Origin of the sequence: Frigoribacterium sp. CFBP 13605 (assembly GCF_014839405.1) — a bacterium.
Lineage (GTDB): Bacteria > Actinomycetota > Actinomycetes > Actinomycetales > Microbacteriaceae > Frigoribacterium.
Genome location: NZ_JACYNS010000088.1, coordinates 1 through 10291, shown reverse-complemented (window position 1 = coordinate 10291; position 10291 = coordinate 1). Strand labels below are relative to the sequence as shown.

Annotated in this window: 12 protein-coding genes, 1 pseudogene and 1 riboswitch; of the genes and pseudogenes, 5 read left to right on the top strand and 8 right to left on the bottom strand. The window is 72.4% G+C overall.

Going from position 1 to position 10291, the window contains the following annotated elements; genetic code table 11:
• A partial coding sequence (locus tag IFT36_RS13105; RefSeq protein WP_200413349.1) for an SGNH hydrolase domain-containing protein occupies nucleotides 1-974 on the top strand: 974 nt, incomplete at its 5' end.
• Here the strand turns inward: IFT36_RS13105 and IFT36_RS13100 are convergent.
• The 4 genes from IFT36_RS13100 to IFT36_RS13085 form a co-directional block, all read right to left on the bottom strand.
• On the bottom strand, nucleotides 930-1547 hold the full coding sequence (locus IFT36_RS13100; protein WP_249408629.1) for a nucleoside/nucleotide kinase family protein: 618 nt from the start codon (nucleotides 1545-1547) through the stop codon (nucleotides 930-932). The genes IFT36_RS13105 and IFT36_RS13100 overlap by 45 nt on opposite strands.
• Nucleotides 1540-2334 (bottom strand): energy-coupling factor transporter transmembrane component T family protein, encoded by a 795-nt coding sequence (locus IFT36_RS13095; RefSeq protein WP_173152591.1) that lies wholly within the window; start codon nucleotides 2332-2334, stop codon nucleotides 1540-1542. Before IFT36_RS13095 ends, IFT36_RS13100 begins: the two co-directional genes overlap by 8 nt.
• On the bottom strand, nucleotides 2331-3842 hold the full coding sequence (locus tag IFT36_RS13090; RefSeq protein ID WP_307785106.1) for an ABC transporter ATP-binding protein: 1512 nt from the start codon (nucleotides 3840-3842) through the stop codon (nucleotides 2331-2333). Before IFT36_RS13090 ends, IFT36_RS13095 begins: the two co-directional genes overlap by 4 nt.
• 24 nt (nucleotides 3843-3866) lie before the next feature.
• A complete protein-coding gene (locus tag IFT36_RS13085; protein WP_123571879.1) occupies nucleotides 3867-4529 on the bottom strand; it encodes an ECF transporter S component in 663 nt (220 codons plus the stop codon).
• Nucleotides 4525-4633: riboswitch (TPP riboswitch) on the bottom strand. It overlaps the preceding gene by 5 nt.
• A 73-nt stretch (nucleotides 4634-4706) precedes the next feature.
• Here IFT36_RS13085 and IFT36_RS13080 point away from each other — a divergent pair.
• Nucleotides 4707-5105: a hypothetical protein gene (locus tag IFT36_RS13080; protein ID WP_192122692.1), complete on the top strand. Its 399-nt coding sequence runs from the start codon at nucleotides 4707-4709 to the stop codon at nucleotides 5103-5105.
• A gap of 4 nt (nucleotides 5106-5109) precedes the next feature.
• Here the strand turns inward: IFT36_RS13080 and IFT36_RS13075 are convergent, their stop codons facing one another.
• The 3 genes from IFT36_RS13075 to IFT36_RS13065 form a co-directional block, all read right to left on the bottom strand.
• Entirely contained in the window at nucleotides 5110-5550 is a 441-nt protein-coding gene (locus IFT36_RS13075; protein WP_192122693.1) for a hypothetical protein, read from the bottom strand.
• A gap of 176 nt (nucleotides 5551-5726) precedes the next feature.
• Nucleotides 5727-6614, bottom strand: a complete 888-nt coding sequence (locus IFT36_RS13070; protein WP_200413348.1) for an NAD-dependent epimerase/dehydratase family protein — start codon at nucleotides 6612-6614, stop codon at nucleotides 5727-5729.
• An 86-nt stretch (nucleotides 6615-6700) separates the two neighbouring features.
• Nucleotides 6701-7198, bottom strand: coding sequence for a CGNR zinc finger domain-containing protein (locus IFT36_RS13065; protein WP_123571882.1), 498 nt, complete (start codon nucleotides 7196-7198; stop codon nucleotides 6701-6703).
• 85 nt (nucleotides 7199-7283) lie between these two features.
• On the opposite strand from IFT36_RS13065, the gene IFT36_RS13060 reads away from it, so the two are divergent.
• Nucleotides 7284-8144: an alpha/beta fold hydrolase gene (locus tag IFT36_RS13060; protein WP_056048477.1), complete on the top strand. Its 861-nt coding sequence runs from the start codon at nucleotides 7284-7286 to the stop codon at nucleotides 8142-8144.
• A gap of 24 nt (nucleotides 8145-8168) precedes the next feature.
• Here IFT36_RS13060 and IFT36_RS13055 read toward each other — a convergent pair whose 3' ends face one another.
• Nucleotides 8169-8837: an NUDIX domain-containing protein gene (locus IFT36_RS13055; protein ID WP_200413347.1), complete on the bottom strand. Its 669-nt coding sequence runs from the start codon at nucleotides 8835-8837 to the stop codon at nucleotides 8169-8171.
• Nucleotides 8838-9005: 168 nt separating this feature from the next.
• On the opposite strand from IFT36_RS13055, the gene IFT36_RS13050 reads away from it, so the two are divergent.
• The gene (locus tag IFT36_RS13050; protein ID WP_307785105.1) at nucleotides 9006-9938 is read left to right on the top strand and encodes an alpha/beta hydrolase; all 933 of its coding nucleotides are present in this window, start codon (nucleotides 9006-9008) and stop codon (nucleotides 9936-9938) included.
• Nucleotides 9939-10058: 120 nt separating this feature from the next.
• Nucleotides 10059-10291 (top strand): annotated as a pseudogene (locus IFT36_RS13045) (hypothetical protein); the annotation flags it as partial.

Below are 10291 nucleotides of genomic sequence, written 5' to 3'. Positions count from 1 at the left end.
TGGACGCCGTCCGCCCCGCCGCCGCCCCACCCGTCCTGCCCTCCGCGGCGACCGACGGCGCCGCAGGGGGGACGACCGGCGGGCCCGGCGAGCCCGGCGGGACGGACGGCCTCGACGGCCTCGACGTCCCGTCGGTCGACGAGTGGTCCGGCGAGGTGGGCAGGGCGCTGTCGGCGACCTCGTGGCCCGAGCTCGACCCGAGCATCGAGTCGGTCCTCGACGGGACGCGGACCGGCAGCCCGCACCTCGCCTGCGGCGACGCCGAGGCCCAGGGCCTCACCCCGGCCGACTGCTCGTGGACCTCTCCCTCGGCGAGCACCACCGTCGTGCTCGTCGGGGACTCGACGGCGATGCACCACCTCGACGCGCTCGTCCCCCTGGCCGAGTCGGCCGAGAGCGGGTTCACCCTCGTCAACCGGGCCAAGTTCGCCTGCCCGTTCGTCGACATCCGCGTCCAGAACGACGTCACGGGCATCCTCGAGTCCTGCCGGGCGCACAACGACGAGACCCTCGCCCTGATCGACGAGACGCACCCCGACGTCGTCCTCGTGACCAACTCGTACCAGACGCTCTCCGAGGACGGAGGCGGCACGATCACGCCCGATCGGTGGTCCGAGGGCTTCGGCGCCTACGCCCGGCGCCTGGCCGAGGCCGCGGGGTCCGTCGTCGTCCTCACTCCGCCGCCGGACGACGCCGACATCGCGTCGTGCTTCCGGCGCGGGGGCAGCCCCGTCGACTGCATCTCCCGGACGTCCCGTACCTGGATCGACCGCGCGGCCGCCGATCAGGACGTGCTCGAGTCGATCGGCGGCGTGCTGGTCGACCTGCGTGTGCTGACCTGCGTCAGCGACCTCTGTCCGGCGTTCGTCGGCGACGTCCCCGTGAAAGAGGATCGCGTCCACCTCACGACCGCGTTCGCACTCGCCGTGTCACCCGTCCTGGGCGACCTGCTCCGAGCCCGGGGCGTGCTCTGAGGTCGGCGACCACCCGGCCGAGACGACCACGTCGGCGAGCTCCCGGGGCGACGAGCGCGCGAGGTGCCGATCCTCCTGAGCGGCCCAGACGTCCCACCACGGTTCGAAGGCGGCACCGTCGCGGTCGAGGGCCCGTCGCCGACGGGTGTCGGCGTCGAGCTCCAGCCAGACGCGGACGTCGGCGAGCGACGAGGAGGCGCGGGTCACCGCCCCGGCCCCTTCGACGATCAGCGAGACGGCCGGGTAGAGCACCTCCCACGCCCCCGCGCGGTCGTGCTCCCAGTCCCACCGCTGCCATCCCGGAGCGACCGGCGACAGGATGGACGTCTCGAGCGCCCGGGAGGCCGCCTCGAGCCCGTACCAGCCCGGGTAGACGTCGTCGAGGTGCACGAGCCGTGCAGGGCCCAGCCGGTCGTCGGGCCACGCGGCGGCCACCGCACGGCCGAGCGTGGTCTTGCCCGAACCCGAGCGGCCGTCGATCAACAGGACCACGCGACGCGAGCCGACCCGCGCCTCCTCGGCTCGGCGGAGCAGGACGTCGACGGCCTCGTCGACGGCGACGTGCTCAGGCAAGGACGAACTCCCACGTGCCGGCCAGGACGGCCGCGGTCACCGAGGTGGCGGCGATGACGACGCCGATGGCGACGAGGACGACGTCCCGCAGGCCGAACGACGACGGACGCGCCCAGGTGCGCGGGGCGTCGCTGCCGAAGCCCTTGGCCTCCATGGCGGTGGCGAGCTTGCTGCCGCGTCGGACCGACAGCACGAGCAACGCGAACGCCTGCTGCCCGAACCGCCGCAGCGCACCGATCGGACCGCCCGAGTCCGCGACGCCCCGGGCACGTCGGGCCAACGCGAGCTGGCGCCAGTCGTCCATGAACAGCCCGACCAGACGCAACCCGGCGAGTCCCCCCAGCACGAAACGCGCCGGCAGCCGCAACACCTGCCCGAGACCGTCGGCCAGGTCGGTCGGGTCGGTCGTCGCGAACAGCACGATGCCCGGCACCCCGACGGCGAGGATGCGCAGGCCGATCGCGCCGGCGAGGGCCAGCGACCCCTCGGTCACCGAGAGGAACCCCCACTCGACCACCGACGCCCCGCCGTCGCGTCCGTAGAGGGCGATGGCGACGACCGACGTCGGGGCGGCGATCCAGAGCGGCGCCGTACGGGCGAGCAGCTGCCGGGCCGACAGACCGGCGAAGGGCAGCAACAGCCCCTCGAGCAGCAGAGCGGTGCCGGCCGAGACCCAGTCGATCGACAGCAGGAGGGCGAGCGCGAGGACGACGGCGGCGAGCAGCTTCGCGACCGGGTTGACGCGCCCGACCACGCCGGTCGCCACGACCGGGGTGAGCACGCTCATCGACGCGCCTCGACGGGGTCGGCGCGGCGGGCGTGGGCGCTCAGGTCGAGCACGTCGTCGGCTAGGGCGGCCACGAACTCGGCGTCGTGGGTCACGGCGACGACCGCGCGGCCCTCGTCGAGCAGGTCGGCCAGCAGGACCACGAGCTCGTGCCAGGTGCGGGCGTCCTGCCCGAAGGTCGGTTCGTCGAGCACGAGCACCGACGGGCGCGAGGCGAGCACGGTCGCGACCGAGAGCCGGCGCTTCTCGCCGCCCGAGAGCGTGAACGGGTTCGCACCGGCCAGGTGGTCGAGACGCAGGCGGTCGAGGAGGTGGTCGACGCGCGACGCGACCTCCCTCGGGGACGCGCCCAGCGCCTCCGGCCCCACCGCCAGCTCACGACGGACGGTCGCCGTCAGGAACTGGTGCTCCGGGTCCTGGAAGACGGTGCCGACGCGGGTGAGCAGCTGTCGGGGCTTCCATCGGATCGGAGACGGACCGGCGCCGTCGGCGAACGACGGCGTGGCCTCGAGGACTCCGGCGACGGGGGCGAGCAGCCCCGCGACGGTGAGGGCGAGCGTGGACTTGCCCGAGCCGTTCGTGCCGGTCACCGCGAGCGCCCGCCCCTCGACGACCGTGAGGTCGATGCCCGTGGCCACCGCGCGGCCCTTGGGCCCCTTGTGCCCCACGTCGAGACCCGACGCCGTCACCAACCGGTCACCGGTCGTGCGCGACCGGACGGGCGCAGGAGGCGCGGCGCCGGGCACCCAGACCCCGGCGGCGACGAGGCGGTCGCGTTCGGCACGCAGCACGTCGTCGGGGCGACCGTCGGCCAGGACTCCCCCACCGGAGTCGAGCACGACGACGCGGTCGACGACGGGCAGCCAGACCGACACGCGGTGCTCGACGACGACCAGCGTCGCCCGGGTGTCGGCGACGACGCGGGCCACGGCGTCGCGCACCTCGACGACGCCCTCGGGGTCGAGGTTGGCCGTCGGCTCGTCGAGGAGCAGCAGGCCAGGACGCATGGCGAGGGCCCCGGCCAGCGCCAGTCTCTGCTTCTGGCCGCCGCTCAGCTCGGACGTGGACGCGGACGGCGGCAGGTCGAGCCCGACGGCGTCGAGGGCGTGCCCGACGCGGCGCCAGATCTCGTCGCGGGGCACGCCGAGGTTCTCGCAGCCGAACGCGACGTCGTCGCCCACGCGGGCGAGGACGACCTGCGAGTCGGGGTCCTGCAGGACGAGGCCGACCCGGCCGCGCTGCTCGGCGGGGGCGCGGCCGTCCACCAGCAGGTCGCCGGCCTCGTCGCCCTCGTCGTCTCCGCCCAGCACCCCGGCGAGGCCGGCGAGCAGCGTCGACTTGCCGGCGCCGGACGCGCCGAGCAGCAGCACGCGCTCACCGGGGGCGACGTCGAGGTCGAGCTGCGAGACGGCGGGCAGGCGACGACCGGCGTGCCGCCACCCCCAGCCCCGGGCGGTGACGCGGGCACCCGCGTCCACCGCCGGTCGTCCGCCGCTCGTTCCGCTCACGGGAAGGACCACGAGGAGGCGCGCCTAGATCCGGGCGTCCGCCGAGCGTCCCGAGGCGAACCGCGAGAGCGCGCCCGTGCGGGCGAGGCCGCGGGCCGCGAGCCACGAGAGCAGGCCGGCGATGACGGTGCCCGAGACGACCGAGGTCACGACGTAGATCGTCTTCGACCCGGCGGCGTAGGCGGCGGCCGAGGCGAAGCTCGTGTCCATCAGGCCGACGGCGAGGCCGGCGACGGCACCCGCGAGCAGCACCGTGCCGATCCGCCACGACTTGTAGAGGAAGACCGCGAGCACGATCTCGGCGCCCAGGCCCTGGACGATGCCCCAGATGAGCACCGAGAAGCCCCACTGGGTCCCGATCAGCATCGAGACGACCGCCGCGACGACCTCGGTGTAGACGGCGGCCCCGGGCTTGCGGATGACGATGCCGCCCAGGACGCCGGCGAAGAGCCAGCCGCCGTTGAGGATGCCCTCGAAGCCGCCCGAGAAGCTCAGGACGCTGTCGATGGGCGTGTAGGCCAGGCCCCAGGCCCAGAAGACGACGCCGGCGGCCACGCCGATGACGCTGGCCACCACGATGTCGACGACGCGCCAGCGCCGGGTGGGGGTGGTGCGAGCCTTCGGCGTGAAGCCGGTCGACCTGTCGCGAGCCGCCGTGGAACGGTTTTCGGGCGTGGACGTGGACATCTGTTCTTCTCCTCCCTGCGCTGGCATGACCCAGATCAGGTTCAACGGTCGAAGCGTGGTTCGCTTCCTCTCAGCCCGGCTCACCGGACTCCCGTGTGTTGTGGGGACGATCATAGCGCCGGGCCGAGGGACGCGTCCGCGACGGCGTCGACCGAACGGTCCGCCTAGGGTGGCGGCATGAGTTGGCCTCCCGTCGCACCGCCCGCGCCTCCGGCTCCGCCGCCGGGCCCGGCCCGCCCTCGGCCACGCCACCCCGCCCGCCTCGTCCTGCCGATCACCTCGGTGGTGCTCGTGGTCGTCACCGGGGTCGTCCCCTTCGTCGTCCTCCAGCCGATGATCCACTCCTACCGCGGCGAGGCGGCGGCGTACGGCATCCACGCCTTCGGCGTCGCGACGGTGGCGTCGGTGCTGTGCTGGGTCCTCGCGGTCGTGACGGTCGTCGTCGGCGTGGTCTCCCTCGCCCTCCGACAGCGCCTGATGGGGTTGCCGATCACCGCCGTCACCCTGGCGGTGCTCCTCGCCTTCGCCGGGCCGGTCGCCTACCTGCTGATCGCCCTGTCGGCCGACGCGTACTGACGCGTCAGAGTCCGGCGGCCTTCCGGACGAGGGCGGCGACGGAGGCGCGGGTCGCGTCGTCGGCGCCGGTCACCGCGTACGAGGTGGGCCAGAGCGTGCCGTCGTCGAGCTGCGCACCGTCCTGGAACCCGAGGGTCGAGTAGCGCGTGCCGAACTTGGCGCCGGGCTGGAAGAACACGACGGCCTTGCCGTCCTCCCCGGCGTAGGCGGGGAAGCCGTACCAGGTCTTGGGGGCGAGGTTCGGGGCGTGCTCGGCGACGACCTCGTGCACCATCTGGGCGATCGGTCGTTCGACGTCGGTCATGGCCGCGATGGCGTCCGCGGCGTCCTGCGCCTCGGCGGCCGACTTGTCGGCCAGCTTCTGACGCTTCGCCTCGGCCCGGAGCTCGGCGGCGCGCTCCTTCATGGCGGCCTTCTCTTCTTTGCTGAACCCGGCATCGGCCATGATCGTGCCCTTCTCGTGCGTTCGTGCGTGCGTCGGCTCGGTCGGGTCGGCGTACGCCCCATGGTGACATGCCTGGCGGATCCGTCGTCCGCCCTGCGTCCACCACGACAGGCACCTCGAGGCAACCGACCGCACCTTCGCCCTGCTGGCCGAGCTGCTCTGACGCTCGTCGGCGGTCAGGCCTTCGGCAGGGCGTGACCCTCGGTGTCGAGGTGGTCTCGCCAGGAGCGCTTCGCCCTCCAGCGGAGCATGCGGGCCGCCTTGGCGGTCGAGATGCCCGACGCGTCGGCCCGGGCGAGTTCGCGCAACTCGATCCGGTCGCCGTGGTGCTGACGGAGCGTGGCGGCGAAGTCGTGGCCGCCGGCGTTGTCGGCTGCTGCGATGTAGAAGACCTCGTGACCCGGCAGGTCGGACTCTGCGGCGAGCAGGAGGGCGTCGGCGAGGTCGTCGGCGTCGACGTAGCTGCCGAAGTTCGCACTGTCGGGGTCGGCCTCGCGCACCTGAGGGCCGAGGTTGGCCTCGTAGTTGCTCTCGTCGTGGACGGTGCTCGGGCGGATCGAGATCGCGCGCAGGTCGGAGCGGCGGACGGCGGCGTCCATCAGCTGTTCGCCGAACGCCTTCGAGAGGGCGTAGGGGTCCTGCGGGTGGAGGGGGTGCTCCTCGTCGACCGGCACGTAGTCGGGCAGGAAGGGCCGTTCGGGGAAGAAGTTGCCCACGATGCTCTCGCTCGACACGTTGACGAAGCGGGGCACGCCGAACCGTACGGCCGCCTCGACCAGGTTGAACGTGGACATCAGGTTGGTGTGGAACACGACGTGGGCCGGGTTCGCGGTGGGCTGCGGGATGGCCGCGACGTGGACGACGACGTCGGCCCCCGCGACGACGGAGAAGGCGGTCCCCGCGTCGGTCAGGTCGCCCATCACGTACCGGCCGGGCTCGTCGACGCCCGTGTCGAAGACGGGCCGGACGAGGTCGACGCCGAGGACGTCGTGCCCGGCCTCGACGAACCGGCGGACGGCGGCACGGCCGACCTTGCCTCGTGATCCCGTGATGACGACCTTCATGACGCGCTCCCTCGATCGAGGGATGCGCCGAGGGCCGGAGCATCCACCCGGACGACGCTACGCCGAGCGGCCCCGAGGAGGCGCGCTCAGTCCTTCACGCGGCGTGCGTGCGTCCGCGCCTTCATCCGGTTGCCGCAGGTCGCCATGGAGCACCACTTCGCACTGCCCGGACGGCTGTGGTCCACCAGGAAGAGGTTGCACTCGTCGTTCGCGCAGGCCCGGAGGCGCCCGGGGAGCCGCGAGGTCACGCTCGACCACGCCGACACGGCTTCGGCGGCGAGGCGGTCGTCATCGGCGACCCGGAGCTCCCAGACGACGCCGTCCCGGGTCGTCCGGGGGATCTGCACGGCCCGGTCCATGACGTCGGCGAGCTCGCCGACGGCCCCGTCGTCACCACCGCGGACGACGGCGTGCAGGGCCTCCCGCACGCGCCGGAGCTGGGCGACCTCGCCCGAGGAGCCGGTACCACCCCAGGTCCGCGCCAGATCTCGCCCTGCCGCGCCCTCGAGGGCGTCCGTCGGGATGCCGTCGACCACCGGTGCGCTGTTCAGCACGGCCAGCAGCAGCTCTTCGTCACGCAGCACGTCTCCCCGCTCTCTCGCACCGTCCGGCGCATCTCGACCATGCTACCGTCGGAATAACCACTAAAACAATCCAAAGGGGTTAGACATGCACACCGTCCACCACCGCACCGCCTCCGTCGACGGGCTCGACGTCTTCTACCGCGACGCCGGGCCCGCCGACGCGCCCGTCCTCGTCCTCTTGCACGGCTACCCCACGAGCTCGCACATGTTCCGCCACCTCATCCCCGCACTGGCCGACCGATATCGCGTCATCGCCCCCGACCACATCGGTTTCGGCCGCTCCTCCGCCCCGTCGGTCGACGAGTTCGACTACACCTTCGAGGCCCTGGCGCGGGTGACCGGTCGTTTCCTGTCGATCATCGGCGTCGCGCGGTACGCGATCTACGTGCAGGACTACGGCGCCCCCGTCGGGTGGCGCCTCGCGCTGGCCGAGCCCGACGCGGTGACCGCCGTCGTCTCGCAGAACGGCAACGCGTACGAAGAAGGCTTCGTGCCGAGCTTCTGGGACCCGATCTGGGCCGACGCCGCCGAACGGACACCCGAGACGCGCGACGCGCTCCGGCCCGCCCTGGGCCGCGAGGCGGTCGAGTGGCAGTACACCCACGGTGTACCGGACCCCACGTCCGTCGACCCCGATGCCTGGGAGCACGACCTCGCGCTCCTCGCCCGACCGGGACAGGACGACGTCCAACTGGCGCTCTTCCGCGACTACGCCACCAACCGCACCCTGTACCCCGCCGTGCACTCCTGGCTCCGCGCCTCCCGCGTCCCGGTCCTCGCGATCTGGGGCCGCAACGACGAGATCTTCGATGCCACCGGTGCGGGTGCGTTCACCCGCGACTCCCCCGACGCTCGCGTCGAGCTCGTCGACGGTGGACACTTCCTGCTCGAGTCGCACCTCGATCTGGTCGCGGCCACGATCCGGGAGTGGCTCCCGAACACGTGATCCGGACCACCCGCGGCCGCCCGCTCAGGACCGGAGGTCGAGGCGGCCCGGGTTCAGGGCGGCCCACTGGAGCAGCATGATCGTCTTGCCGTCCACGATGCGCCCGTCGGCGATCATCTGGAGGGCGTCCCGGAACGGCAGCTCGAGGACCTCGATGTCCTCCCCTTCCACCTCGACGCCACCCCCGTCACCGGTGCGGTCGGCCACCGAGTACGTGGCGGCGTAGAAGTGCACGCGCTCGGTCACCGACCCCGGGCTCATGTAGGCGTCGAACACGTGGATCAACCCGCCCACCTCGACCCCGAGTTCTTCGCGCGTCTCTCGGCGGATCGCGGTCTCGGGATCGTCCTCGTCGAGGAGTCCCGCGGCGGTCTCGACCAGCATCCCGTCGGGATGGTCGTTCACGTAGGCGGGGAACCGGAACTGCCGGGTCAGGAGCACCGTCCCCCGCCGCGGGTCGAACAGGAGGATCGTCGCCCCGTTGCCGCGGTCGTACGTCTCGCGCTGCTGGGTCGACCACCGCCCGTCGCGACCGCGCACGTCGAAGGTGGTGCGGCGGAGCACGTGCCAGCCGTCCGAGGTCACCTCGACGTCGCGGACCACGACGTCGGGGTTGCGGGCGAGGTCGCGGCCGGTGAGGTCGAGGCCCGTCCGTCCGCGACCGTCGGGGGAACGGGAGCCACGAGAGTTCATCACCCCACGAAAATAACGGAGGGCGACGACCCGCGAGGGCGGGAACGGCCGGTGATGACATCCGTCACGGGATGTGGTGACGCCTCGGCACTTCTCGAGGACGTCACCCTCTGGTGTGCTTCCGGAGGAGCGTCCGGACCCGACCCGGACGCCCGGAGAGAGGACCCCGTGCGCACATCCCTCAAGGTGACCCTGCGGACCGTCGGCGCTCTCGTGGCCCTGCCCGTCCTGACGCTGGCGACCACGTCGATCGTCGACGTCGTCGCCACGAGGTCGGAGCTGGCCGCCATCACCTCGTACGGCGAGCTCGTGTCCGTCGACGGGAGGGAGATGAACGTCGTCGTCAGCGGGTCCGGGGCGGACACGATCGTCCTGCTTCCGGGCCTCGGCACGGCGGCACCCGGCCTGGACTTCCAGCCACTGATCTCCGAGCTCGACGACACCCATCGCGTCGTCGCCGTGGAGCCGTTCGGCACCGGGCTGAGCGACCAGACCGACTCCCCCCGCACGGCGGAGAACATCGCGGGCGAGGTGCACGAGGCGCTTCGCCGACTGGGCATCGACCGCTACGCGCTCATGGGGCACTCGATCTCGGGCGTCTACGCCCTCGAGTACAGCAGGCTCTTCGGGGACGAACTCACGGCGTTCATCGGGATCGACAGCAGCGTCCCCGACCAGCCCGGCACGGACGACCCCGTGCCGACCGACGGACTGGCCACGCTTCGCGGCCTGGGTCTGCTCCGCGTGGCGAGCGCACTCGCCGGCGACGCCTACGCCGGACTGCCCTACGACGAGGGCACGAAAGAACAGATGCGCTTCCTCACCACGAAGAACTCGACCGCCCCGACCCTGCTCGACGAGATGGACCACACCGCGAGCAACGTCGCGTCGGTCAGCGGACGGACGTTCCCGGCGGACCTGCCGGTCCTTCTCTTCGTGGTGCAGAACGGCGCGGACGACGACGGCTGGCTCGAGCTGCACGAGGTCCAGGCGGCGAGCGTCGACCGCGGCCAGGTCGTCGCGCTCGACGGAGACCACTACCTGCACCACACGCAGTCGACTCGGATCGCCGACGACACCGACGAGTTCCTCGCCGGGTGAAGCCGCACGCGGCGGTGGAGGTCACGGCGGGGTAACGAAGATGATGCGTTCCAATCCTTTTCGGGCCCGGTGGCGAACCCAGTACATCCCCACCGGGACCAACTGACAAGGAGCTTCACCATGAACGCTTTCACTCGCAAGAACATCACCAAGACCACCCTCGGCCTCGTCGCCTCGGGCGCCCTGCTCTTCTCCCTCGCCGCGTGCTCGATGGACTCCGGCACCTCGACCGACACGTCCTCCTCGTCGAGCTCGACGTCCTCCGAGCCCAGCGCCGCCTCGACGCCCGCCGCGTCGATCGCCGACCTCAGCAACGGCGTCGACACCCAGGTCGCCGTCGACCAGTCCTTCGT

Coding starts and splice junctions, on each gene's coding strand:
- IFT36_RS13095 (WP_173152591.1), bottom strand. CDS start 2,334: ATGAGCGTGCTCACCCCGGTCGTGGCGACCGGCGTGGTCGGGCGCGTC.
- IFT36_RS13085 (WP_123571879.1), bottom strand. CDS start 4,529: ATGTCCACGTCCACGCCCGAAAACCGTTCCACGGCGGCTCGCGACAGG.
- IFT36_RS13060 (WP_056048477.1), top strand. CDS start 7,284: ATGCACACCGTCCACCACCGCACCGCCTCCGTCGACGGGCTCGACGTC.
- IFT36_RS13075 (WP_192122693.1), bottom strand. CDS start 5,550: ATGGCCGATGCCGGGTTCAGCAAAGAAGAGAAGGCCGCCATGAAGGAG.
- IFT36_RS13080 (WP_192122692.1), top strand. CDS start 4,707: ATGAGTTGGCCTCCCGTCGCACCGCCCGCGCCTCCGGCTCCGCCGCCG.
- IFT36_RS13055 (WP_200413347.1), bottom strand. CDS start 8,837: ATGAACTCTCGTGGCTCCCGTTCCCCCGACGGTCGCGGACGGACGGGC.
- IFT36_RS13070 (WP_200413348.1), bottom strand. CDS start 6,614: ATGAAGGTCGTCATCACGGGATCACGAGGCAAGGTCGGCCGTGCCGCC.